The organism is Phaeobacter sp. JH20_37, from assembly GCF_048056015.1.
Taxonomy (GTDB): Bacteria; Pseudomonadota; Alphaproteobacteria; order Rhodobacterales; family Rhodobacteraceae; genus Phaeobacter; species Phaeobacter bryozoorum.
Map to the genome: position 1 here is coordinate 1 of NZ_JAYMWW010000017.1, position 24,766 is coordinate 24,766.

The window sequence follows — 24,766 nt, forward strand, 5'->3', positions numbered from 1 at the left end:
CGGTTTTTTGACATTTTCATGAAGTTTCCGGCGAAAAGTAATATTATCAAGCAATATCATACTGTTACACATGCAGATTCGACAGATTAACCCAGCTTCCGTGATCCATTCTGCCCGCAACCGCAGGTGCGATCACCAAAGATCCCCCTGCTCAAATCTATATATAGAGGTACGCACGCCCGGGACCACTAAGCGCCTGCCGACTCGCGCTCATCCGACTCGGTGTCTCAGCGCGTCACGCGCTCCGAGCACGGGACTCTCAGCGTAAAAAGTCCACGCCGCGGCCCCCGGCTCGCAAAATCGACCCGCGCCGCGAGGTCACTATAAAGACTATGGCTTGTGTCGTCGCACCATCATAGGCTTTGGTGGAGCCGCAGCCGGGGCGGGGCGGCATCGGTCAGAACACGGCTCAATGTCCTCCTCACCGCCCGCCGACTGCGATGGAATGCACGACCAGCCCGGGCCCGCTGATGCCTGGGCTGCCACGGAATCAACAGCGCAATCGCGGAACCAAGACAAAAGACGATGAGAGACCTTCCCCTATCCCAGTCCGCGCAGCGAGCGGCGGAGAGCCGTGCGTCAGCAGCCCCCCCGGCACCTGCCCCCGGCCAAGACGGAGCGCGTGCGACGAATGACGGTTTCCGCCACATGCTGCGCCGGATCACCCGTGTGGAACATGACGCGGCAGAGCGGGCCTTTGCCCCGTTTCACGAAAGCCCCCTGCCCCATCTCGCCTGGTTTCTCAGCTGTCAGCATACTGCGCTCTACGCGCTATCGCGGACCAGCGGCGGCCAGACCGGTCGCGCCAGCCCGCTGCTGGCAGCGCTGATCGACGCCCTGCGCGCGGATTGCGCCGCCATCGGGCGACAGCCGGCCGTCATTGCAGCGGATACGCCAGAGCTGCACCCCACAGCCGTCGACTATCTGGTGCTTGGCTCGCGCATGGGCAATGAGGTGCTGCGCCGCCGCCTGAGCGATGCCGCAGGACCGGGGGAGCTGCCTGACTATTTCAGACCGCGCGACCATCTGGTGCCATGGCGGGCAACATGCGATGATCTGGATCACCTCCCCCCCGATGGCGCGCTGGCGCATCGGATCGTGGCGGATACCCGCAAGGGGTTTGACCTTTTCCAGACCGCCGCCCGGCTTACACCGTTCGGCACCACGCCGATTGAATTACCCGCTTGATATATAAGACTGCTGAGAAGACTGCGCGGATCGGACAGCGCGCATGATATTGATAACATCCCAATAAAAAGGGCCTGTATAATGGCTTTGGAACAAACCGTTTCCACCACGACCCTGACCAACTGCGATCGCGAACCCATTCATCAACTGGGCCGGGTGCAATCCTATGGCGGGCTGATCGCCTTATCGACCGATTGGATCGTGCAGCATGCTTCGGAGAACCTGCAGGAAATCCTGGGCATCGCGGCTGAGGAGGCCATCGGCCAGTCGCTGGCAGGGCTGATCACCGAGGCGGCCTTCAGCCGCATTCGCCGCAATCTGGGCGCCTTGGAAGCTCCGGACAGCAGCCTGCGCTTTTTCAACATCCCGCTGAAGACCGGCGTTCAGGCCTTTGATATCAGCATCCATCAGAGCGGGCGCCATCTGGTGGTGGAGTTCGAACCGAAGTTCGACCGCAGCGAGCGCGATGTGATGTCGGAGATCTATCCGCATTTCTCGCAGCTGCGCCGCGATGAGGGCATCGCCCGACTGGCGCAGGGGGCGGCACGGGGCCTGCAGGCGCTTTCCGGTTTCGACAGCGTGATGGTCTATCAGTTCCAGCCCGATCAGTCCGGCCAGGTCATTGCCGAGGTGCGCAGCGACCGGACCAAGAAATACGAAAACATGTTCTTTCCCGCCTCCGATATCCCGGTTCAGGCACGCGCGCTCTACAAACGCTCGCTGCTGCGGCTGATTGCGGATGTGGATGATGCCGGATCACCGATCACCCCCGCCTTCAAGATCGACGGCGCCCCGCTGGACCTGTCGCTGGCGGTGACGCGCGCCGTGTCGCCGATCCATCTGGAATATCTGCGCAACATGGGCGTGCGCGCCTCGATGTCGGTGTCGATCATGAAGGATGGCGAGCTTTGGGGGCTGTTTGCCTGCCACCACAATCGCCCGCGCTACATTGATTATGAGCGCCGCACCGCGATCGAGATGTTTGCCCATGTCTTCTCCTATGAGCTGAGCCAGTTCGAGACCAAGCAGCGCAGCCGCGAAGAAAAGAACATGAACCGGCTGCAAACGCAGCTGATGGCGATGCTGGCGGATGGCCGCCCGTTCAAGGACAGCCTGATATCGGTGTCCGAGGATATTCAGGACGTGATCCCGCATGACGGGCTGGTGCTCTACTCAGATGGCGACTTCCAGGCCACCGGCCTCACCCCGACCGCCGAGGAAACCCGGTCGCTGGCGCGGATGCTGGATCTGACCATCGGCACCACCGCCTTTTCCACCAACCAGCTGGAGAGCCTTCACGAACCCGCACGCGACTACATCGACCGCTGCGCAGGCATTCTGGCGATCCCGATCTCCAAACGCCCGCGCGACTATCTGATCCTATGTCGGCGCAAGATCTCGCAGACCGTGGAATGGGCGGGGGATCCGACCAAACCGATGGAGGTCGGCCCCAATGGCGTGCGGCTTACCCCGCGCAAGAGCTTTGAGGCCTGGCAGGAAACCGTGGAATGGCGCAGTGTCCCCTGGGCAGAGGAAGCCCTTCACAGTGCCAATCTGCTGCGCACCGTGCTGCTGGAAATCTTCCTCAAGGTGACCGAGGCCGCCAATGCCGAACGGGCGCGGGCCGAGGAACAGCAGCAATTGCTGATCTCCGAACTCAACCACCGGGTCCGCAATATCCTCAACCTGATGCGCGGGCTGGTCACCCAGACCAAGGGAACGGCGCGCACGCTGACCGAATTTACCGACAATCTTGATGGCCGCATCCATTCTCTGGCACGCGCCCATGACCAGCTGACCAGCGAACAATGGGAGCCCGCCTCTCTGCGCGCCCTTATAACCTGCGAACTGGAGGCCTATACCACCGGGCGTCCTGATGAGGTGGTGATCAACGGTCCTGACGCGCTGATCTTGCCGACGGCGTTCACCACGCTGGCGCTTGTCCTGCATGAGCTGACCACAAACTCCGTCAAGCACGGCGCGCTCAGCAACGGGGTGGGCCGGGTCATCATCACCCTGAAGGAAGAAGACAGCGGCGCGCTTCTGATCGACTGGGTCGAACGGGGCGGGCCACCGGTTGCCCCTCCCTCGCGGCGCGGATTTGGCTCCTCGATCGTGGAGAATTCCATCCCGCATGAGCTGAAGGGCGATGCCAAGATCCAGTACAAGACCACAGGTCTTGAGGCATCGTTCCGCATTCCCACCCTCTACCTGCACAAGATCGTCGATGAGACAACTGTCGCCAAGACCACCATCACGGTGGATCCGGCCCAACAGGCCGCGCAGCTTCAGGGCAAGGCGCTGGTGGTTGAGGACAGTTTCATCATCGCCATGGATCTTACCGCAATGCTCGAAGATATGGGTTTCTTCGAGGTCGCCAGCGCCTCCTCCGTCGGCAAGGCGCTGGACGCACTGGCGGAGGGCGGCTTTGAATATGCGGTGCTGGACGTCAATCTCGGCTCCGAACAATCGGTGCCGGTGGCCGAGGAGCTGGCCCGGCAGGGCATCCCCTTTGTGCTGACCACCGGCTATGGCGAGGTGCAGGATATCGTCGATATCTACCCGCCCTGCCCGATTGTGCAAAAACCGATCTCCGAAAGCGCGCTGGCCACGGCCCTGATCCGCGCAGGCGAGATGAAGGCCGCAAGGGATAGCTAAACCGCGACCTACCAGCACGATACGGGCCGCGCGATGTCACGCGCGGCCCGTTTTATTTGCGGCCGGCTGACGCCTCCGCACAGCGCTCAGAGATCCACCTCGATCACGCCGCCCTTTTCTGCGGCCCGTGACTGGCACAGGATCACCGCGCTCTTGCGCTGCGCCTTGGACAGCACGAAATCGCGGTGTTCCACCTCGCCTGAAACCAGCCCGCATTTGCAAACACCACAGATGCCGTCGGAACATTTCACATCAATATGAATGCCGTTCTCCGCCAGCACATCGGTGGCAGTTTTCTCCGCAGGCACCAACACCTCACGCCCCGAGCGCGCCAGCTTCAGCGTGAAGTCGTGGTTTTCATACTCCGGCACCTCCGGCACCGAGAAATACTCAAGATGGCGCGCCTCCTCAGGGAAGCCCTGCCGCTCTGCTGCCTCCATCACCCCACTCATGTAGCGATCCGGCCCGCAGGTATAGACATGCCAGCCGTCCTGATACCCTGCCAGCAGCTGGTCCAGATCGGCGCGGCTACCCTCATCCGAGACATGCACCCGCACATTGTCCGCCCAGCGCATCGCTGCAAGATCGTCGAGATAGCCTGCATCCTTGCGCGAGGGGACGGAGTAATGCAGCTCAAACGGCTGTCCCAACGCATGCAGACGATGCGCCATCGCAATCATCGGCGTGACACCAATTCCGCCCCCCATCAGGAAACTGCGGCTGGCCTCCTCCACCAGTGGGAAATGGTTGATCGGTTTGGAGATAAAGACCCGACGTCCCTTGGTGAAGATCCGATGGAGCAGCTTCGATCCCCCTCGCCCCACATCCTCGCGCAACACCCCGATCTGATATTTCGACCGATCCGCCGGGTCACCGGACATGGAATACTGGCGCAGGAACTCCGGTGCCACCACGATGTCCAGATGCGCCCCCGCCGTCCATTCGGGCAAGGGGCTGCCGTCGAGGCTCTGGAACTCGTACTTGGTGACGCCATCGCTCATCACATCGACATTCGACACCTCCACCCGCAGAACCGGGCTGTCGCCGTCATTTGTATAGATGTGATCCCAATCGCCGGTCTCGCCCCGCGCCCGGCGGGCCTTGTATTCCTCAGCGGTGATCATCGCCTGATAGGCCTCGATCCCCGCCTCCCGGTCCATAGGAAACGGATAGGGCCAGGGATGCGGCGCCAGATGCGCGGGGTAAACCGCCAGCGTCTGATCCTCATAGCGCAGATCCAGTTCCTTTTGCAGCGCGCGCGCATTGACCGGGTGGCGCGTCGGGCGATAGCCGCCGTCCTCTTCCAGCTCCAGATCCCACCACCATTTCTTGGCCGGGTTCATCTCGCCATTGCCAACCATATCGTCAAGCTTGGCCAGCGCAGGCGCCGCCGCTGGCAAATTCATCGCCGCCCAGCGGAAGGGTTTTTCCTTGAATATCCCCTCCAGATTCCAGGGGCAGGTTTTCATACACCGCCCGCACATCGCCCCACCGGGCGTGGTGATCCGGTAGGTGGTGCATTTCTGACTGTCCGACTTCCAGATTTCATAGCCGTTGAACATCAGCTTCGGCCCGGCCGTGATCGCCCCCGACGGGCATTCGCGCGCACATTTGTTGCAGGCCTCGCAAAACGCCTGAAGGCCAAAATCGATCGGCTTGTCATGGACCATCGGCATATCGGTGGTGACCACACCGGACTTCAGACGCGGTCCGAGGAAGGGATTCAGGATCACCTCACCAATCCGGCTCACCTCCCCCAGCCCCGACAACAGCAGCAGCGGCGGTTGCAACACCTCACCATCCATCACCGTATGGGCCTTCGCCTTGTAGCCAAGGTTGCGGATCTGGCGCGCAATCACACCGCCCAGCAACGAAAACCGCAGATAGGCCCGCATCGACTGCGCCACTGCAATCCAGTCGTCCCCCGAGGTGCCCTCGGTGGTGTCAAAGCCCTGATCGACAATCATCGAAATCGCCTGATCATGTTCCGGGTGGATCTCGGCACCGGTGGCGTCATGGCTGTACCAGGTCCACTCCGGGCAGCGGCTGATCCCCACCGCATCAATCCCCAGCCAATAGCTCGCCGCCTTGATGTTGGCCGCATTGCGCTCCGCATCCGTGGGGCGCGGTGCCTGCGTGGCCGGCGCACCATCCTGCAACAGCACAAAGGCCCCCAGCATCCGCCGCTGCGCCATCGAAGGCGCTGCCTTGCGCACGTAGAACCCGCCAGTTGCGGCCTGCTGATTGGTCTTGCCCATATCGCCGAACTGGCTGCGGGCAAACATGTCGGCGCGTTTGGGCACCCGCGCCACCCGCGCCTCGTCAATATAGGTGGTGGGATCCTCCACCCGCTTCAGCGTTTCAAACGGATGCGGGCCATCGCGGAAATCGCGGCGGGCAAAGGGGTCGCCATTCAGCGCTGAGCGTTCGGACCCGATCCCCAGCCACCATTTCGGCCCCTTCACCTGCATCACCGGTTGCAGATCCTGCGGCAACAGCGGCTTGTCCTGCGCCATGTCGAAATCGGTGGTCACAACCGCCACGCCAAACCGCGTCCCCAGATAGGGGTTCACCAGCTTGCCATCCTCAACCGTCGCAAGCCCCGCCGCAACGGTCAGCTGGTTGAGATCCACATCCGCCGACGTCCCGGTATGCGCCTTGGCATCCCAGCCCAGCAGGCGGATGTAATTCGCCAGCACCACCGCCGTCTCCGAGGCCCGCAGACAGGCGCGGTGCCGCTCGGCCCCCTCCAGCCAGTCGCAGCCCGCCTCCTCCGGGCGCGGGTCGCGCGGCATGTCGTACAGGAACACAATCGAATGGGTGTGATCGCCGATGGTGGTCGGCGGCGCCTCCATCGCATCGCGCAGATCCGCCATGATCATGTCGATGCCAGAGGCCAGCGTCTTGGTCTGGCGGGTCTTCAGATCGTGGGCCAGACGGTCGATATCGGGGTTGCGATAAGGCACGTGCAGCCGGGCAGAGGCAGGCATCGGCCCGATCCCCACCATCGCCGCATCGCTGAAATAGCCAAAGGCCTTGATATGTTCGGCCCGCTCCTGCGGATCGCTCGGGCAGTCAGCCTGCGCCTTGTTGACCAGCCCGTCGCGGATCGCATCCATCATCGCCTGATATTCGCCCATCGCATTGACGATAGAGGCAGGCATATCGGGCCGGGCAAAACTCAGCCGTTGAAATGGCGGCACCGCCGTCAGATCCGGCATCACCCCGGGCTGCAACCGCTCCATCGGAAAGGGGCCCAGATGTATGGGACGTGAGCGGGTCGAGAACAGACGAAGAGGCATGGCAGGGACCTGATACAGGGATGGGCTGCCACAGGTTTACTCCAGAAATCGGCGATTGGAATAGGCTCCAACATCCAATTTATATAATCAGCGACATAAACTCCTGATATACATCAAAATTATTCACATCCAATTTCACATCACCCTGCCTAGCCGCGGCGGCCCTCAAAGGCACGGATAGCGATTCCACCATCGGAGAGCGACTGGCGCACCGAACGGGCCAGCTGCACCGCCGTGGGCGTGTCGCCATGCAGGCAGATGGTGTCGATGGCCGTGGGAATGCGGGCGCCACTCTCCGTGATGATCGCGCCTTCCTCGACCATCTTCAGGATCCGCGGTCCCGCAATCTCCGGGTCATGGATCACCGCGCCGGGCAGCGACCGGTCCACCAGCGTGCCATCGTCATTATAGGCCCGGTCGGCAAAGATCTCACCGCACCAGTTGCAGCCCAGCTCGCGCACCACCTCCTCCATGGCGGTGGCGGCCAGCACCATGATGATCAGATCCGGGTCCAGATCCAGCGCCGCCTCATAGCAGGTCCGCGCCATGCCGTGATCGACGCAGGCCATATTCGACAGGGCGCCATGCAGCTTCAGATGGCGCACCTCGGTGCCCGCTGCCCGCGCCATGCCCTGCGCTGCGCCCAGCTGGTAGCGGATCAGATTGGCCAGCGTATCCTGCGGCACCTGCATCTTGCGGCGACCAAACCCCTGCAAATCATCGAAACCGGGATGCGCGCCGATCCCGACGCCATGATCCCGCGCCAGTGCCATGGTCGCGGCCATCACATCCGGGTCGCCCGCATGAAACCCGCAGGCAATATTGGCCGAGGAGACCACGTCAAGCAGGGCTGCATCATCGCCCATCGTCCAAGGTCCAAAGCTTTCGCCCATATCGGCGTTCAGATCGACGGTTTTGCTCATGTCTCGGCTCCAGGCTCATCTCGGGGTTCAAAAGGATCCGCTGCGGCGGAAACCACGCCACCAATCAACTGATAGGACAGAAGGTCAGCCATATCAGCCGGATCGCGCAACAACGGTCGGCAGGCAGAGGGAAGCCGCGCCAGCGCCGCGTCATGCGCCGCCTGCTGCGCCAGCCCTTCGGCCAGCGAGACCCAGCGAAACCGCAGCACAGCCCCAGCCGCCGCCTGAACCGCCCGCGACAGATCGCAGGGCAGAACCGTACCGATCCGGGGATAGCCGCCGGTGGTCTGCGCCTCGCGCAGCAGCAGGAACGGGCGGCCATCGCCGGTCATCTGCACATCGCCCGGCACGATGACCTCCGACAGAACGTTCAGCTGCCCCGCTGCGGCAAATCCCTCGCCCTCGGACATCAGTTGCAGCGCCATGCGGCTGGCGCGCCGCCCCGGCGTGAACGGCGTCTCGGCAAAGCGCCGACGCACCGCCGGGTCAAAAAGATCGGACTGGAAACTCTCGACCAACCGCAGCTCGCCGCCGGAGAACCGATCCGCCACATCAAGGCAAAGCCCGGTCACCCGCCGCGCCGCCGGCGTCGTCTCCTCGCCAACCGGCAGGATATCGCCCTCGGCCAGCGGCGCGCCAAGGGCTGCCACCAGATGCGTCGACCGTCCGCCCAGCCGCTGTGGTGTGGCCAATCCGCCGCCCAGATGCAGATAGCCATAGACGCCGCGCCGGGCCGCGCCGATCTCCAGCCGCTGCCCCGGTTCAATCCTGTGCGAGCCGTTCCAGACCAGCGGCGCACCATCCAGCGTAGCCTGCATCTCGGCGCCGGTCAGAGCAATCCGCATGGGTTCGGTTGCCTCGAACAGCCCGCCCATGCCGGCCATCTCCAGCGCCGCCAACCCGGCATCCTGCCGCAGCAGCGCCGCGCCCTCGGCGAGCGCCAGCCGATCCGCCGCGCCGCCCTGCGACAGCCCCTGCCCGATATAGCCAACCCGTCCGCCGTCCTGCACCGTGCAGGAGGGACCGATCCGCAGAACCCGCAGCGCTCTCATGCCGAAACCTCGCTGACAATGGCCCCGCCCTGCGGCGCACCGGTCTCGCGCAGACGCAGGAACTCGGCCGTTCCGACCGGCTCGAACTGCAACTCATCCCCCGCTCGCAGCGCAAATGGATCGGCGGCTTCGGGTTGAAACAGCGTCAGGCCAGTCTGCCCGACATGGCGCCAGCCGGTCGGTGACGCGGTCGAAAACAGGACGAACTGGCGGATCGCAAGCACCAGCGCCCCGACCGGCACCTGAGGGGTGACTTCGCTCTGGCGCGGGATGTCCCAGTGTTCGCCCAAAGTGCCCAGATAGGGCTGCCCGGGGGCAAATCCGATGGTCAGCACCCTGACCCGCGCCGCGCCCAGCTCGTCAATCGCCGCCTGTTCGCTCAGGCCCGCCAGATCCGCCGCCTCGGCCAGCTGCGGTGCAAGCTCGGTCCCATAGACCGTGGGCACCCGCCAGAACCGCCGCCCCTGCGGCAAGGGCGCTTGGCGCCAGTCCCGTGTCTGCAACAGATCCGCCAGTGCCGCGTGCAAACGCTCATGCGGCAGCTCTGCCGGGTCAAACCGCACAAAGACCGAGGCCAGCGATGTCGCGGTTTCCACCACACCGCTCAGCGCCAGATCGTCGACCGCACCGCGAAAGGCCAGCGTGGCGCGATTGGTGGCCTCATCCAGCTGATCGCCAAAGCTGACCAGCATACCGGACAGCCCGACATTTCGGATCAACGGGTAGGTGGGTGATCCCTCACGCGACATGGTTCCTCCGACACAGGTCCGGGCGCCGGACCACCCCTGCCGGGCGGCTCAGCTATCCCCGTCCATTTTCGCCACAGGGTTGCGCTGCATCGTAGGGATAGTCAACCGGCCTCTTCCCGCGATCCCCCTGATATATCGGAGGGCGGGCAGAGGCCCAGTTTAGGGGCCAGTCAAAAGCCCGGTCAAAGGCTCAGTTACAGGCAAGATCTGAGACCCGTCAGAGCCCCCGCTCTGACCCGCCCGGATGGCTACGCCGCCAGCGCCGCCGTGAACGGCAGCTCGACAACCCGCCCCCCTTCGACGACCAGCGCACGGTTCGGCTGCACCTCGATCCAGTTCCGGGTGTCGCTGTCCAGCGGCTCGGAGGTGACAATCACCCCCTCATCGTAGATCCGGTAATAGAGGCTCGGTGCGTATTGATCAGAGGCATAGCGCGCCGCAAAAAGCCGGGTACCATCGGACCAGCAGGCGCCAAACCGCATATGCGGCGTGGTGCCATGATCGCGCGACACCGCTTCGACCTGCTGTACCGCCGCCGCCACCGCGCCAATCGGATCCTCATCAAGGCCAAGCCCAAGCGCGATCAGGAAAATCGCCTCACTCTCGGTGCCGCCCAGACGGTGATCGTAGAAAGCATCCGGGATCATCGTATCCAGCCGCTTGCGGAACATCATATGCCCGCCGGCCTGACCATTGTGCATGAAGCTCCATTTGCCACTGGCAAACGGATGGCAATTGTTGCGCGAGGTCGCCGTCCCGGTCGAGGCGCGCACATGCGCCAGAAACAGCCCGGTCTTGGTGTGGCGCGAAATCTGCGCCAGATTTGGATCGGACCAGGCCGGATGGGTATCCTTGTACAGACAGGGTTCGGGCCGGTCCGAATACCAGGCCATACCAAACCCATCAGCATTGATCGGCGTCTTGCAGATCAGCGCGTTACGGCACTGATGCACCAGCGAATGTTCCGGTACGAACACCAGATCCTCAAGATAGCGCGGGGCCCCGTTCCAGGCGAGCAGACGGCACATTATGCCACCTTCGGCGCAAAGCGCGCGGTAGAGACATCGACGTTATAGCCCTCGCAGAACCGCTGCGGATCCTGCGCCAGGTCCCGCACCGCATGGATGATCGCATCGGCTTTCTCATCGCTCAGCGTGGCGGAGAAGTTGAGCCGCGTCCAACCGGGCTTCTCGATCTCCTTGCCACCCAGAATGGCCGCCCGCATGGCGCGGGACTGCACCTGCCCGATGTTCAGCAGCCGATGCGCATAAGGTCCGGCACAGGCGCAGCCGCCGCGGGCCTGAACGCCATAGTGATCCGACAGCATCCGGGTGAACAGCTGCTGGTGGATCGGCGCGCCGGTCTCGGGATCCTGCACCTGAAACGAAAAGATCGGCAGCTTCTGCTTAGCGTTCGGATTGCCAAGGATTTGCAGATTGGGCAGACCCTGCCAGGCCGCCAGCGCCCGCTGGCGCAGCTCTTCCTGCCGCCGGTCCATAAACGCCTGACCCATCGCCTCCTTGACCAGCAGGCAGAGCGCGACGCGGATATCGCCCACCACATTGGGCGTGCCGGCCTCTTCTCGGGCGGCAAGATCCTCGGCGTAGTCATGCTGCCAGGGCGAGACGAATTTCACCGTGCCGCCACCGGGCAGCGTCGGGCGTGTGCTGGCCACTGCCGCCTTGCGCAGGATCATCACGCCGGATGCCCCCGGCCCGCCCAGGAATTTATGGGCGGAAAATACAATCGCATCCTTCTCGGCATCGGTGCCCGCCGCCATATCCATCGGCAGATAGGGGCCACCGCCCGCATAATCCCAGACCACCCGCGCGCCGTACCGGCGCAGCAACCGGCTGACCGCATCGGTGTCGGTGACAATCCCCGTCACGTTGGAGGCCGCTGAAAACGCCCCCACGATCAGGCGGTCGCCGCCTGCCGCCCCCTGCAAGACCGCCTCCAGCTCCGCCATGTCCGGCCCACCCTCGGCCGCTTCGGCAATCTCCACCACCTCGGCGCCGCTTTCGCGCCAGGGCAGGATGTTTGAGTGATGCTCATAAGGGCCAAGGATCACCAGCGGCCGCTGCCCCGCCGCCACCGCGCCGGACACCCCCAGCAGATGCACCAGCCGGTTCAGACCCGCCGTTGCACCCGATCCGGTAAACACCGTGGCAAAGCGATCATCGGCGCCGCAGATCCGCGCAATCGTCTGCCGTGCCGCGCCACGCAGCCGGGTCATGAAGCTGCCGCAATATGACGCCTCGGTGTGACTGTTGGCATAGAACGGCAGCACCTCCGTCAGAACGAAGTCCTCAACCTGCCGCAGGGCGCGGCCAGAGGCGACATAATCGGCGTAGATCATCTTGACCGGCCCATTTGGCCCCGGCAGCTCGGCCCCCTCACCAATGACACCCGCACGCAGGCGCTCCAGACAATCCGCCCCGGCAAGTGATGCGCGAAAGCGATCAAGAAGGTCGGCAGGGGCAATATCTGTGGTCATTTGATCGGTCCTCTTGGAGTTATGCAGAGATACTACCAAGAAGATATGAAGAAACATCACTCATATACTGCGTGAGCACATCATTCTTTTCACGGAATGATCTCAAAACCTACCAGTCCGCCGATCAAAACCTGCGCAATCCGGCTACGACCCACCAACGTGATCGCCAAACGACCGAGTCGCCCGCGATCTCACCCGGTTCCAGAGCCCGAAGCAGGCAGAACCTGCGCCAGCGCAATCTTCAGCTTGTCAGTGATCTCGCCGATCTGATCCTGCGTCAGGATGAAGGGCGGCGCGAGCAGGATATGATCGCCGTTGCGCCCATCCCGCGTGCCCGCCATCGGATAGCAGATCAGCCCGGCCTCGAACGCGGCCTTCTTCAGCTTGCCCGCAATACCGAGGCCGGGATCAAAGGGCGTCTTGCTCTCCCGGTCGGCCACCAGCTCGATCCCGCGGAACAACCCGCGCCCGCGTAGATCGCCAACATGAGGATGCTGGCCAAAGGCCTCGACCAATGCGCCATGCAATGTCTCGCCCATCTCGGCGCTGCGCTGCACCAGCCCGCGATCCAGCAGCGCCCGCACCACCGCCAGCCCCGCCGCCGTTGCCACCGGGTGCCCGATATAGGTGTGGCCGTGCTGGAAAAACCCGCTGCCGCCTTCAATGGCGTCATAGATCCGGCGGCTGCACAGCATCGCGCCAATCGGCTGATAGCCAGCGCCCAGCCCCTTGGCGATACAGAGGATATCGGGCGCAACACCATCCGCCTCGCAGGCAAACAGATGCCCGGTGCGCCCCATGCCGCACATCACCTCATCCAGAATGAGCAACACGCCATATTGGTCGCAGATTTCGCGGATACGCTTGAAATAGCCCTCAACCGCAGGCACCGCGCCGGATGTCGCCCCCACCACAGGCTCCGCCATGAAGGCCATGACCGTCTCGGGCCCAAGCCGCAGGATCTCCGCCTCCAGCTCATTGGCGACACGCTGGCCATAGTCATAGCTGCGCTCGCCGTCGCCCCGATCGACATATTCATAGCAGGGCGCGATATGCGAAATATCAATCAGCAGCGGCGCAAACTGCTGGCGTCGCCATTCATTGCCGCCCGCCGCCAGCGCCCCCAGCGTGTTGCCGTGATAGCTCTGCCTGCGCGCGATCACGTGACGCCGCGCGCTGTCGCCGCGCTCCAGATGATACTGCCGCGCCAGCTTGATCGCGGCCTCGGTCGCCTCGGATCCGCCAGAGACGAAATAGACCCGGTCCAGATCCCCCGGCGCCTGTGAAATCAACAGATCCGCCAGCGCCTCGGCCGGTTCCGAGGTCATGAACCCGGTATGGGCAAAGGCCAGCTGGCCCACCTGCGCCTGCACGGCTGAAATCACCTCGGCATCGGAATGCCCCAGACAGGACACCGCCGCGCCGCCGGAGCCATCGAAATAGCGTTTGCCATTGGCATCAATCAGATAACAGCCATCGCCCCCAACGGCAGTGGGCAGATTGGCCTTGGTGTGGCGCGGAAAAACATGGCTCATGGCTGAGCTCCTTGATCATTGAAAACAGAGCGCGCACAAGGCAGACGCCCCGCCGCACCGGCACGTTCGACAAAAGCCGCGACAGAGGCCGCGTTGTCAGAATACTCCGAACCGTCCGCAGCCTGGGTATTGTTTTCAAACCCGATCCGCAGCCGCCCCCCGGCCTCAAGCCCCGCCAGCAGGCAATCATGTTCCCTATGGCCAAAAGCGCAGAGTCCCCAGTCCAGATCCAGATCCGCAGTTGCCGCCAGAAACGGACGCAGCTCCGACGGATGGGCCAGACGCGGCGGCGCGTATTGGCCAAGCACAAAGATCGCGGACCGCATTTGCGCCGGAACATCCCCGCGCTCATAGGCCCGGCGCAACTCCGCAATGCAGTCGGCACCGTATAGAATATGCTGCACCTGTGTCCCGGCCTCGGCGCAGATCGCATAGGCCCGCGATGCCAATCGCCAATCCCGCGCCATCTCTCGGATAGACACAGAGGCCGCCGCCGGACGCAGCGCCTCCAGACAGGCCAGCTGATCGGCCACGTCAAAAATCCCGGCACTCTCGGTGGTAATCTGGATCGCCATGCCCGGCGCGGCCTCGGCCACCGCCGCCATCGCCTCCCGGTAGCGCCCGGCATCCAGCGAATGCCCCCCGTCCCGGTCGCGCACATGCAGATGCAGCGCATCCGCCCCGGCGCGCTGACAGGTCGCCGCCGTCGCAGCAATCTCGGCCGTGCGCAACGGCAGCCCTGCATGATCCGCCTGCTGCCGCCGTGCCCCATTGGGGGCCACCATCAGATGATATGTCGTCAACGCGTCGCTCCGCCTGTGTCCTGCACCGATCTGGCGCATAACAACACACGTTCTCAATCCGGCAATTCCAGAACATATGTTTTTTACAGAACTCATCCGCCAGCTCCGCGTCTGGAGCTAAATTGCGCCGACAACTGGACCTAGAGCAAAACGTAAATATAGCGTTTCGTAGTGACAGGGCGAGTCTGGCCAGCCGACCGGTGGCGGATCGCATTTTCGAACAACTTGGAAAGGGCATGTCATGGATGGCACGTTCAATGAAAACGACCTGAGCCGGGTCATCGCCGCCGACAAGGCCAACGTCTGGCATCACCTGATCCAGCACAAACCGTTTGAGGAAAACGACCCCCGCATCATCGTCGAGGGCAAGGGTATGCGGGTCTGGGACCAGAACGGCAAGGAATGGCTCGATGCCGTCTCTGGCGGTGTCTGGACCGTCAACGTCGGCTATGGCCGCGAGGAGATCGCCAAGGCGGTCTACGACCAGCTGATGAAACTCTGCTATTTTGCCCAGTCGGCAGGGTCCATCCCCGGTGCGCTGTTCGCCGAGAAGCTGATCTCGAAAATGCCGGGGATGAGCCGGGTTTATTACAACAACTCCGGCTCCGAGGCGAATGAGAAAGCCTTCAAGATGGTGCGCCAGATCGCGCACAAGAAATACGGCGGCAAGAAAACCAAGATCCTCTACCGCGACCGCGACTACCACGGCTCGACCCTCGCGACGATGTCCGCAGGCGGTCAGGAAGAGCGCAATATGCAATACGGCCCCTTCGCGCCCGATTTCGTGAAGGTTCCCCACTGCATGGAGTACCGCAAGCACGAGCTGGGTCTGGAGCATCTCTCCGGCAAGGAGTTCGGCATTGCCGCCGCCAACCTGATCGAAGAGGTCATCCTGCGCGAAGGCCCCGACACCGTCGGCGCGCTCTGCCTTGAACCGGTGACCGCAGGCGGCGGCGTCATTGAGGCGCCCGAAGGCTACTGGCCGCGCGTGCAGGAGATCTGCAAACAGTACGACATCCTCTTGCACATCGACGAAGTGGTCTGTGGCGTTGGCCGCACCGGCACCTGGTTCGGCTATCAGCACTACGGCATCCAGCCTGATTTCGTGACCATGGCCAAAGGTGTGGCCTCCGGCTATGCCGCGATTGCCTGCCTTGTCACCACCGAGGAGGTCTTCAACATGTTCAAGGATGACGCCAGTGATCCGATGAACTACTTCCGCGATATCTCCACCTTTGGCGGCTGCACCGCCGGCCCTGCGGCCGCGCTGGTCAATATGCAGATCATCGAGGATGAGAACCTGCTCGACAATTGCACCGCCATGGGCGCGCGGATGAAGGCCAACCTCGAGGCGTTGATGGAGAAACATCAGGTCATCGGCGATGTCCGCGGCAAGGGTCTGTTCCTCGGCGCCGAACTGGTCGCGGATCGCGAGACCAAGGAACCGGTGGACGAGAAACTGGCGCAGGCGGTTGTGGCTGAATGTGGCAATCAGAACGTCATCATCGGCGTGACCAACCGCTCCATTCCGGGCAAGAACAACACCCTGTGCTTCAGCCCCGCGCTGATCGTCACGCCGGAAGACGTGGACAAGATCACCGACGCGGTGGATGTGGCCCTGACCAAGGTGTTTGGCTGATCACCCCCCATCAGGCCTGATAAGTCAGGCCTGACAGACCGGTCCAATCTGGCCTGATCGAAAAATCCAAAGGTGGCCCTTAACACAGGGCCACCTTTTCTGCATCTCTGGGTCGGATGTTTCAGATCAAAGGTGCGCAACCATGTGGGCGTCTCCCCTGCCGCTGACGGGCAAGACCGTCAGCCTCACCCCGCTTCTGCCCGATCACGCCAGCGATCTGGCAGAAGCCGCCGCCGACGGTGACCTGCACCGGCTGTGGTACACGACAGTGCCCGCACCGCAGGATATCGGGGCCGAAATCAGCCGTCGTCTTGCCCTGCAACAGAGCGGCAAAATGGCCCCCTTCGCCGTGCTGGATCAGACAGGTCGCGCGGTCGGCATGACCACCTATATGAACATCGACGCCGCCAACCGCAGGCTGGAAATCGGCGCCACCTGGTATCGCAGATCGGTGCAGCGCAGCGGGATCAACACCGAATGCAAACGGCTGCTGCTCACCCATGCGTTTGAAACGCTCGGGGCCATCGCGGTGGAGTTCCGCACCCATCGTCTCAACCGCCAGAGCCGGGCCGCCATCGAACGGCTCGGCGCGCAGCTCGACGGGATCCTTCGGGCGCATATGATACTGGCCAATGGCACCCTGCGCGACACCGCCGTCTATTCCATCACCGCCGCCGAATGGCCCACGATCCGCGCCCACCTGCAACATCTGTCAGACAGGTAACCCGGCCCGGTACGGCGGATCCGCTTTCTCACCATCACCATCATCACGGGCAAGATGCGGCATCACGGGCCTGACCCGGCGGCTGGGTTTTCCTCCGCAAGCGTGCAAAAAAACACGTAAGTCCAGATTGCACCCCATTTATGTCCAGCCTACAGTGATTCATGGCTATCTCTGTCGACACCTTCTTTCTGAACCCCGACGCGCAAGGCACCCTGCAGGCGCAGATCCAGGAAATGATTGCCGAGGGCATTCTCTCCGGCCGCCTGCGGGTCGGGGAAAAACTGCCGTCCTCGCGCAAACTCGCCGCGCATCTGGGCATCAGCCGCATCACCGTGACGCTGGCCTACACAGAGCTGCTGGCCAATGATTACCTGATCTCCAGAGGGCGGTCGGGCTATTATGTCTCTGAAAACGCGCCGGTGCCGCCCAGCTATGCGCCCTCGCAGAAATCGGCCGATACGGTCGACTGGGCCTCCACCATCGTCGGCAACTACTGCGGCGGCGATACGCCCCGCAAACCGCAGAACTGGCGCGACTACCGCTATCCCTTCATCTACGGGCAGGCCGATGCCACGCTGTTTGACCACGCCAACTGGCGGCTCTGTGCCCTGCGCGCGCTGGGGCAAAAGGATTTTGCGGCCCTGACCAACGACTATTTCGATCAGGACGACCCGCTTCTGGTGGAATATATCGCCCGCCATACCCTGCCCCGGCGCGGCATCTCTGCCCGGCCCGAGGAGATCCTGATCACCCTTGGCGCCCAGAACGCGCTCTGGCTGGTGACCCAGCTGCTGCTGGGACCGGGCCGCAAGGCCGCGCTTGAGGATCCGACCTATTACACCTTGCGCGATCAGCTGGTCTATCGCGGCTGCCAGATCGACTGCCTGCCGGTGGATCACGACGGGCTGCCCCCGGATGCCATTCGCGATGACACCGATGTCATCTTCACCACCCCCAGCCACCAGAGCCCGACAACCGCCACCATGCCGATGGCGCGGCGCAAGCAGCTGCTGGAACGCGCCCGCGAGATCGACGCGGTGATTGTCGAAGACGATTATGAGTTTGAAATGTCCTTCCTCGGCGCGCCCTCCCCCGCGCTGAAGTCGCTCGATGCCGATGGCCGGGTGGTCTATGTCGGCAGCTTCTCTAAATCGCTCTTTCCGGGGCTGCGCCTTGGCTATCTGGTCGGCTCCGAGCCATTTATCCGTCAGGCCCGCGCGCTGCGCGCCAATGTGCTGCGCCACCCGCCCGGCCATGTGCAGCGCACCGTGGCCTATTTCCTGTCGCTCGGCCATTACGACGCCCAGATCCGCCGCATGGCCAAGGTGCTGCATGACCGCCGCTGCGTGATCGAAACGGCGGTGACCGATCACGGGCTCAGCGTCGCCGGGGTCGGCGTCTACGGCGGCTCTTCCCTCTGGATGCGGGCCGAGGATCACGTGGACACTGCGGTTGTTGCCCGATCGCTGGTTGAAAAAAGCGTCCTGATCGAACCCGGCGCGCCCTTCTTTGCCGCCGAACACCGCAAACAGAACTATTACCGGCTGGGCTATTCCTCGATCCCGTCCAGCCGGATCGAGCCGGGTCTGGCGCTGCTGGCCGATGCCCTGCGCCCCTGCCGCGCAAAGGCAGGCTAGCCCTGCAAGGCAATCCCACCCGGACCGCCCCAAAGCCTGCCCGGTGCCTGCCTCAAGCGTGCCTGAAGCGCCATCAGGCCGCGATCAGAACGCGCTCGGGACGTGCCGTGCCTGCGCCCCGTTTGCCGCCGCAGCGCAGCATTCGGCACGCCCCGGAATACTGGTCTTAATCCAGCCCCCGAACTGGCCCTAACCGCCCCTCGCGCGGCGGAATACACCAGAGTCATCCCGGCCTCTGTGCCGGCCCTATTGGCGTCTCATCAGGAGAACACGCGATGAAAATGACCACCGAGGAAGCATTTGTAAAAACACTGCAAATGCACGGCATCCAACATGCGTTTGGCATCATCGGCTCGGCCATGATGCCGATTTCCGACATCTTCCCCGAAGCGGGCATCACTTTCTGGGACTGCGCCCATGAAGGCTCCGGCGGGATGATGGCCGATGGCTACACCCGCGCCACCGGCAAGATGTCGATGATGATCGCCCAGAACGGCCCCGGCATCACCAACTTCGTAACCGCCGTCAAAACCGCCTACTGGAACCACACGCCGCTGCTGCTGGTCACCCCGCAGGCCGCGAACAAGACCATCGGTCAGGGCGGTTTCCAGGAAATGGAACAAATGCGCATGTTCGCCGACTGCGTGGCCTATCAGGAAGAGGTCCGCGACCCCTCCCGCGTGGCCGAAGTGCTGAACCGTGTGATCATGAACGCCAAACGCGCCTCAGCACCTGCGCAGCTGAACATCCCGCGCGACATGTGGACCCAGGTCATCGACATCGAACTGCCCGCCATCGTCGAATTCGAACGCCCCTCCGGTGGCGAAACCGCTGTCAGCGATGCGGCCAAACTGCTCTCCGAAGCCAAGAACCCGGTGATCCTGAACGGTGCCGGTGTTGTCCTGTCCAAGGGCGGCATCGCCGCGTCGAAAGCACTGGCCGAGCGTCTGGATGCTCCGGTTTGCGTGGGCTACCAGCACAACGATGCCTTCCCCGGCAACCACCCGCTGTTTGCAGGTCCGCTGGGCTACAACGGGTCCAAGGCCGGCATGGAGCTGATCAAGGACGCCGACGTCGTCCTCTGCCTCGGCACCCGTCTGAACCCGTTCTCCACCCTGCCGGGGTACGGCATGGAATACTGGCCGGCCAATGCCAAGATCATTCAGGTCGATATCAATCCCGACCGCATCGGCCTGACCAAGAAAGTCTCCGTCGGCATCATCGGCGACGCCGCCAAAGTGGCCAATGGCATTCTGGCGCAGCTGAGCGACACCGCCGGTGACGCGGGCCGCGACGAACGCAGGAACCGCATTGCGGAAACCAAATCCCGCTGGGCGCAGCAGCTGACTGAAATGACCCACGAGGACGACGATCCGGGCACCACCTGGAACCAGCGCGCCCGCGACGACAAACCCGACTGGATGAGCCCGCGCATGGCATGGCGCGCCATCCAGCAGGCCCTCCCCCGTGAGGCGATCATCTCCTCCGACATCGGCAACAACTGCGCCATCGGCAACGCCTACCCCTCCTTTGACGAAGGCCGCAAATACCTCGCCCCCGGCCTGTTCGGCCCCTGCGGCTATGGTCTGCCCGCTGTCATCGGCGCCAAGATCGGCTGCCCGGACACCCCTGTCGTCGGCTTCTCCGGCGACGGCGCATTCGGCATCGCCGTGACCGAGCTGACCGCCATCGGCCGCGAGGAATGGCCCGCCATCACCCATGTCGTGTTCCGCAACTACCAGTGGGGCGCGGAGAAACGGAACTCCACCCTGTGGTTTGACGACAACTTCGTCGGCACCGAGCTGGACGAGCAGGTCTCTTATGCAGGCATCGCCAAGGCCTGTGGTCTCAACGGCGTTGTGGCCCGCACCATGGACGAGCTGACCTCGGCACTGGCGCAGGCCATCGAGGACCAGAAAAACGGCAAGACCACCCTGATCGAAGCCATGATCAACCAGGAACTGGGGGAACCGTTCCGCCGTGACGCCATGAAGAAACCGGTCCGCGTGGCAGGCATCGACAAGGCCGACATGCGCGAACAGCAGGTCTGACGCAAATGCCCCTGCCTTTTGATCTCTCAATGGGCGCGGGCGCCTTTCTGGCCGCCGCATTGTTTGCGGCGGCCTTTATCCGCGGTTACTCCGGCTTTGGCTTTTCCGCGATCTTCATCATCCTTGCCGCTCTCATCACCAACCCGCTGCCGCTGATCCCTGTGGTCTTTGCCTGCGAGATTGCGATGACCGTCTTTCAGGCGCGCGGCATCCGCCCCCATATCGACTGGCGCAGATCGGCGGCCCTCTTGGCAGGTGCCGCCGTTGCCACCCTGCCCGCCGTGGCCGTGATGGCGCGCCTTGGCCCGGATCAGGCCCGACTGGTGATCTCGGTGCTGATCTTTGCGCTCAGCCTGCTCCTGCTCAGTGGCTGGAGCCTCGCGCGGCCCATCGGCACTACCGGTCATGTCGCTGTGGGCATGGCCTCCGGCATGGCCAATAGCGCAGGTGTCGGTGGTCTGCCCGCCGCAGCCTTCATGACCGCGCAGCCGATCCCGCCTGCGGTGTTTCGCGCCACGATGATCGTGTTTCTCACCGGCATCGACCTGATGGCCCTGCCGGTGATGTCCGCCCATGGGCTGACCGGGCCGGACACGCTTTGGGGGGTTCTCCTTGCCTTTCCGATCCTTGGCGCGGGCGTCTGGGTCGGTTCACGCGGCTTTGCGCTCGCCGCGCCGCATCTGTTTCGTCGCTATGTCGTCACCCTGCTGGCGGCTCTGGCCGCCCTCAATATCGCGAAGGTTGCGCTATGAGCCCCCGATCCGCCGCCGATATCCTGATCCTCAATGCAGGATCCTCTTCGATCAAATTCGCGATCTTCGACGCCGACCTCACTCAGCGGCTCGCCGGTCTGGCCGAGGGGATCGGCACGCCGCAATCGCGCCTGCGCATCGCGGGCGACAGCCGGGACAGCCAGTTCCCCACCCATGCCGAGGCGCTGGCGGCCATTCTGGCGGCGCTGCCGGACCATGGCATTGATCCCGCAGATCTGGCCGCCGTGGGCCACCGGGTGGTGCATGGCGGGCGCAAGCTGACCAAGCCGGTGCGGATCACCGCCGATATCCGGGCCGAGATCGCCGACTGCACGCCGCTTGCCCCGCTGCATAACCCCCACAGCCTTGCCGCGATCGACACCATGGCCGCCACCGCACCCGATCTGCCGCAGTTTGCCAGCTTTGACACCTCGTTTCACGCCACCAACCCCGAGGTCGCAACGCGCTATGCGATCCCCCGCGTGGAAGAGACCAAGGGCATCCGCCGCTACGGGTTTCACGGTCTGTCCTACGCCTCGCTGGTGCGGCGCCTGCCGGAGATTTCCGGCGCCGCACTGCCCTCGCGCCTGCTGGCGTTTCACCTCGGCAATGGCGCGTCGCTCTGTGCGATCCGCAATGGCCAGTCCGTTGCCACCACCATGGGCTATTCGCCCCTGGATGGCCTCACCATGGGCACGCGGTCAGGCGGGATCGACGCCAATGCGGTGCTGCGCCTGGTCGAGGACAACGGCCTCGACCGCACCAAGGCGATCCTCAACAACGAAAGTGGCCTGCTCGGCCTGTCAGGTGGCAAATCCGACATGCGCAACCTGATGCTCGACCCCAGTGCTGACAGCGCCTTTGCCATCGAACATTTCTGCTATTGGAGCCTGCGTCATGCGGGCAGTCTGATTGCCGCAATGGAGGGGCTTGATGCCATCGCCTTCACCGGCGGCATCGGCGAAAACGCGGTGGGTGTGCGTGCCCGCATCCTGCGCGGTCTGGAATGGATCGGCGCGCGGATGGATGTGGATGCCAACCACGCCCGCAAATCGCGCCTGCATGCGGCCAGCTCCAAGGTGGCGATCTGGGTGGTCGAGGCCGAGGAAGAGCGCCAGATCGCCATGGATGCCCAGACCCTGATGGGGACGCCATGATCGCCGCCCCCGCCCTCCTGTCATCTCACGCGCCGGATCAGATCTGCGCCACCGTCAGCACAGTCGCCGCCACGATATCCTCGACCGAGGCGCCCCGGCTCAGATCGCAGACCGGCTTGGCAAAGCCCTGCAAGAACGGCCCCAGCGCCTGCGCGCCGCCCAATTCCTGGCAGAGTTTGTATCCGATATTGCCCGCATCCAGCGTCGGGAAGATTAGCACATTGGCCTTAACCGGGGCGATGCCCTTCTTCTCGGCAATCCTAGGGTTCAACGCCGCATCCGCCTGCACCGGACCTGCAAATCCGCTGGCCTCTGCCGCCGCGCGCACCAGCGCCACACTGTCGCCATCGCCCGAGGTGCCGGTGGAAAACGACAGCATCGCAACCCGCGCAGCCCCCAATAGCGCCTCGGCAGAGCGCGCAGAAGCCCGTGCAATATCAGCCAGTTGCGCGGCATCCGGCGCCACGTTGACGGCACAGTCGGCAAACACCAATTCGCGCCCATCGGGAAAGATCATCAGGAAAAACGACGAGGCGGTGCTGACCCCCGCATCCAGCCCGATGCCGATACTCGCCGCTTCGATCACCCGGCGCGTGGGCACATCCGCACCCGCCACCATCGCATCCGCTTCGCCCGCAGAAACCATCGCGGCCGCACGGTACAAGGGTTTTGCGAGCATCCGCTTGGCAATCCCCTCTTTCATGCCGCGCGCGGCCACCAGCACCTCCACATGCGCGTCAGACAGCGGCGCCAAAGGCACCGCCTCCACCAGCCCCTCGCGGGTCAGCTGGTCGACGGCGGCCGCCACTCTGGGATCGTCCATTTCGGGGAACACCACCCGCGCCTTGCGGTTGCGGGCCTGCGCATATGCCTTTTCAAGTACAATCATTTTTATCTCCCTTGCGGGGAAAGGAGCCAGCAATGAGCGATGACGTCAAGATCAACCGGGGCCTCAAGGGGATCTACTTCGAACGCTCCGGGGTCTCCGACATTGATGGCGCCAAGGGCGAGCTGAGCTATCGCGGCTATTCGATTCACGATCTGGCGACGCACTCGACCTTTGAAGAAGTCTCCTACCTGCTGATCCACGGCGAGCTGCCCACTGCCGAGGAACTGGCCGGTTTTGACGCCGCGTTGAAATCCGCGCGGGCGCTGCCGCCGGCGGTGCTCGATATCATCCGCGCCACCAAGGATGGCCATCCGATGGACGTGCTGCGCACTGTCGTCTCCGCCCTCGCCGCGCTCGAACCAGACAGCCAGCACGTGGGCGAAGACGCCTTCGTTGCCAACGGCATCCGGCTGATTTCGCAGGTGCCGATCATCATCGCCGCCCATGACGCGATCCGAAATGACCGCGAAGTGGTCGCGCCCGACATGGATCTCAGCCATGCGGGCAACTGGCTGTGGATGCTGAAGGGGGAAAAACCCACACCCGAGGCGACCCGGCTGGCGGATGTGGATTTCATCCTGCACGCCGAACATGGCGCCAATGCCTCCAGCTTTGCCGCGCGCGTCACCATCGGGACCGAAACCAATCTGCACGGCGGCATTGTCACCGCGCTCTCCACCCTTGCAGGTCCGGCCCATGGCGGCGCTGCCGAAGACGTGATGAAGATGGTGCATGAGATCGGCACCCCCGACAAAGCCGCCGCCTATGTGAAGGCCAAGCGCGCCGCCAAGGAGGCCGTCACCGGATTTGGCCACCGCGTCTACCGCAAGGAAGACCCGCGCGCGCGGCACATGCGCGACGGCGTGCGCCAGCTGGGTGCGGAAATGGGCGCGCCGGAATGGTATGAAATCCTGCAAGCCGTGGTCGAGGCGATGCAGCCCTACGCGCGCCATGGTCTCAACGTGAATGTCGATTTCTACTCCGGCGTGATCTACCAATTGCATGGTATCGCGATGGATCTCTACGTGCCGATCTTTGCCATCGGGCGGATGCCCGGCTGGATCATCCAGTGCATCGAACAGCAGCGCGGCAATATCCTGATCCGCCCGCTGACCCTTTACAACGGGCCGGAACCCCGCGCCTATATTCCGATAAATACGCGCTGATCCGCGACACTCCGCGCCATATCACATAACGCCGCCCGGCCCAT

The 24,766-nt window shown here is 63.6% G+C and carries 18 protein-coding genes; 9 read left to right on the forward strand and 9 right to left on the reverse strand.

Translation table 11 applies throughout. From position 1 onward, the window contains the following. The first annotated feature begins 648 nt into the window (after positions 1-648). Both VWZ87_RS15255 and VWZ87_RS15260 read left to right on the forward strand, forming a co-directional pair. A complete protein-coding gene (locus VWZ87_RS15255) occupies positions 649-1,188 on the forward strand; it encodes a hypothetical protein (protein ID WP_416539408.1) in 540 nt (179 codons plus the stop codon). A gap of 81 nt (positions 1,189-1,269) precedes the next feature. After that, entirely contained in the window at positions 1,270-3,846 is a 2,577-nt protein-coding gene (locus VWZ87_RS15260; protein ID WP_416535239.1) for an HWE histidine kinase domain-containing protein, read from the forward strand. Between the two features lie 86 nt (positions 3,847-3,932). On the opposite strand, the gene VWZ87_RS15265 is transcribed toward VWZ87_RS15260, so the two are convergent. From VWZ87_RS15265 to VWZ87_RS15300, 8 genes are all read right to left on the reverse strand, one after another. After that, entirely contained in the window at positions 3,933-7,148 is a 3,216-nt protein-coding gene (locus tag VWZ87_RS15265; protein ID WP_416535240.1) for a 2Fe-2S iron-sulfur cluster-binding protein, read from the reverse strand. Positions 7,149-7,297: 149 nt separating this feature from the next. Next, on the reverse strand, positions 7,298-8,071 hold the full coding sequence (locus tag VWZ87_RS15270) for a LamB/YcsF family protein (RefSeq protein ID WP_416535241.1): 774 nt from the start codon (positions 8,069-8,071) through the stop codon (positions 7,298-7,300). Then, positions 8,068-9,123, reverse strand: a complete 1,056-nt coding sequence (locus VWZ87_RS15275; RefSeq protein ID WP_416535242.1) for a biotin-dependent carboxyltransferase family protein — start codon at positions 9,121-9,123, stop codon at positions 8,068-8,070. Before VWZ87_RS15275 ends, VWZ87_RS15270 begins: the two co-directional genes overlap by 4 nt. Further along, positions 9,120-9,872 (reverse strand): 5-oxoprolinase subunit B family protein, encoded by a 753-nt coding sequence (locus tag VWZ87_RS15280; RefSeq protein WP_416535243.1) that lies wholly within the window; start codon positions 9,870-9,872, stop codon positions 9,120-9,122. The genes VWZ87_RS15275 and VWZ87_RS15280 overlap by 4 nt, the downstream gene beginning before the upstream one ends. 248 nt (positions 9,873-10,120) lie before the next feature. Next, positions 10,121-10,900, reverse strand: a complete 780-nt coding sequence (locus tag VWZ87_RS15285; RefSeq protein WP_340546834.1) for a class II glutamine amidotransferase — start codon at positions 10,898-10,900, stop codon at positions 10,121-10,123. Further along, positions 10,900-12,369, reverse strand: coding sequence for an aminotransferase class V-fold PLP-dependent enzyme (locus VWZ87_RS15290; RefSeq protein ID WP_416535244.1), 1,470 nt, complete (start codon positions 12,367-12,369; stop codon positions 10,900-10,902). Before VWZ87_RS15290 ends, VWZ87_RS15285 begins: the two co-directional genes overlap by 1 nt. 191 nt (positions 12,370-12,560) lie before the next feature. Next, positions 12,561-13,904: an aspartate aminotransferase family protein gene (locus VWZ87_RS15295; protein ID WP_416535245.1), complete on the reverse strand. Its 1,344-nt coding sequence runs from the start codon at positions 13,902-13,904 to the stop codon at positions 12,561-12,563. Continuing rightward, positions 13,901-14,707, reverse strand: coding sequence for a 3-keto-5-aminohexanoate cleavage protein (locus tag VWZ87_RS15300; RefSeq protein ID WP_416535246.1), 807 nt, complete (start codon positions 14,705-14,707; stop codon positions 13,901-13,903). Before VWZ87_RS15300 ends, VWZ87_RS15295 begins: the two co-directional genes overlap by 4 nt. A 241-nt stretch (positions 14,708-14,948) precedes the next feature. On the opposite strand from VWZ87_RS15300, the gene VWZ87_RS15305 reads away from it, so the two are divergent. From VWZ87_RS15305 to VWZ87_RS15330, 6 genes are all read left to right on the forward strand, one after another. Further along, complete coding sequence (locus VWZ87_RS15305) at positions 14,949-16,346, forward strand: aspartate aminotransferase family protein (protein WP_340546830.1); 1,398 nt, start codon at positions 14,949-14,951, stop codon at positions 16,344-16,346. A 142-nt stretch (positions 16,347-16,488) separates the two neighbouring features. Beyond that, positions 16,489-17,070 carry a GNAT family N-acetyltransferase gene (locus VWZ87_RS15310; protein ID WP_416535247.1) on the forward strand — a complete coding sequence of 194 codons (582 nt, stop codon included), beginning with the start codon at positions 16,489-16,491 and terminating at the stop codon, positions 17,068-17,070. A 161-nt stretch (positions 17,071-17,231) separates the two neighbouring features. Continuing rightward, positions 17,232-18,707 carry a PLP-dependent aminotransferase family protein gene (locus VWZ87_RS15315; protein WP_340546828.1) on the forward strand — a complete coding sequence of 492 codons (1,476 nt, stop codon included), beginning with the start codon at positions 17,232-17,234 and terminating at the stop codon, positions 18,705-18,707. A gap of 275 nt (positions 18,708-18,982) precedes the next feature. After that, positions 18,983-20,758: a sulfoacetaldehyde acetyltransferase gene (xsc, locus tag VWZ87_RS15320; RefSeq protein ID WP_340546827.1), complete on the forward strand. Its 1,776-nt coding sequence runs from the start codon at positions 18,983-18,985 to the stop codon at positions 20,756-20,758. A gap of 5 nt (positions 20,759-20,763) precedes the next feature. Further along, complete coding sequence (locus tag VWZ87_RS15325) at positions 20,764-21,510, forward strand: TSUP family transporter (protein ID WP_416535248.1); 747 nt, start codon at positions 20,764-20,766, stop codon at positions 21,508-21,510. Continuing rightward, positions 21,507-22,667, forward strand: a complete 1,161-nt coding sequence (locus VWZ87_RS15330; protein WP_340546825.1) for an acetate/propionate family kinase — start codon at positions 21,507-21,509, stop codon at positions 22,665-22,667. The genes VWZ87_RS15325 and VWZ87_RS15330 overlap by 4 nt, the downstream gene beginning before the upstream one ends. Positions 22,668-22,704: 37 nt before the next feature. Here VWZ87_RS15330 and VWZ87_RS15335 read toward each other — a convergent pair whose 3' ends face one another. After that, positions 22,705-23,556: a phosphate acyltransferase gene (locus VWZ87_RS15335; RefSeq protein ID WP_416535249.1), complete on the reverse strand. Its 852-nt coding sequence runs from the start codon at positions 23,554-23,556 to the stop codon at positions 22,705-22,707. Positions 23,557-23,588: 32 nt separating this feature from the next. Between VWZ87_RS15335 and VWZ87_RS15340 the strand changes: the two genes are divergently transcribed. Continuing rightward, the gene (locus tag VWZ87_RS15340; protein ID WP_416535250.1) at positions 23,589-24,722 is read left to right on the forward strand and encodes a citrate synthase; all 1,134 of its coding nucleotides are present in this window, start codon (positions 23,589-23,591) and stop codon (positions 24,720-24,722) included. Positions 24,723-24,766 lie beyond the last annotated feature (44 nt).

Coding starts and splice junctions, on each gene's coding strand:
- VWZ87_RS15255 (WP_416539408.1), top strand. CDS start 649: ATGCTGCGCCGGATCACCCGTGTGGAACATGACGCGGCAGAGCGGGCC.
- VWZ87_RS15270 (WP_416535241.1), bottom strand. CDS start 8,071: ATGAGCAAAACCGTCGATCTGAACGCCGATATGGGCGAAAGCTTTGGA.
- VWZ87_RS15265 (WP_416535240.1), bottom strand. CDS start 7,148: ATGCCTCTTCGTCTGTTCTCGACCCGCTCACGTCCCATACATCTGGGC.
- VWZ87_RS15290 (WP_416535244.1), bottom strand. CDS start 12,369: ATGACCACAGATATTGCCCCTGCCGACCTTCTTGATCGCTTTCGCGCA.
- VWZ87_RS15285 (WP_340546834.1), bottom strand. CDS start 10,900: ATGTGCCGTCTGCTCGCCTGGAACGGGGCCCCGCGCTATCTTGAGGAT.
- VWZ87_RS15295 (WP_416535245.1), bottom strand. CDS start 13,904: ATGAGCCATGTTTTTCCGCGCCACACCAAGGCCAATCTGCCCACTGCC.
- VWZ87_RS15260 (WP_416535239.1), top strand. CDS start 1,270: ATGGCTTTGGAACAAACCGTTTCCACCACGACCCTGACCAACTGCGAT.
- VWZ87_RS15305 (WP_340546830.1), top strand. CDS start 14,949: ATGGATGGCACGTTCAATGAAAACGACCTGAGCCGGGTCATCGCCGCC.
- VWZ87_RS15280 (WP_416535243.1), bottom strand. CDS start 9,872: ATGTCGCGTGAGGGATCACCCACCTACCCGTTGATCCGAAATGTCGGG.
- xsc (WP_340546827.1), top strand. CDS start 18,983: ATGAAAATGACCACCGAGGAAGCATTTGTAAAAACACTGCAAATGCAC.
- VWZ87_RS15335 (WP_416535249.1), bottom strand. CDS start 23,556: ATGATTGTACTTGAAAAGGCATATGCGCAGGCCCGCAACCGCAAGGCG.
- VWZ87_RS15325 (WP_416535248.1), top strand. CDS start 20,764: ATGCCCCTGCCTTTTGATCTCTCAATGGGCGCGGGCGCCTTTCTGGCC.
- VWZ87_RS15330 (WP_340546825.1), top strand. CDS start 21,507: ATGAGCCCCCGATCCGCCGCCGATATCCTGATCCTCAATGCAGGATCC.
- VWZ87_RS15275 (WP_416535242.1), bottom strand. CDS start 9,123: ATGAGAGCGCTGCGGGTTCTGCGGATCGGTCCCTCCTGCACGGTGCAG.
- VWZ87_RS15310 (WP_416535247.1), top strand. CDS start 16,489: ATGTGGGCGTCTCCCCTGCCGCTGACGGGCAAGACCGTCAGCCTCACC.
- VWZ87_RS15315 (WP_340546828.1), top strand. CDS start 17,232: ATGGCTATCTCTGTCGACACCTTCTTTCTGAACCCCGACGCGCAAGGC.
- VWZ87_RS15340 (WP_416535250.1), top strand. CDS start 23,589: ATGAGCGATGACGTCAAGATCAACCGGGGCCTCAAGGGGATCTACTTC.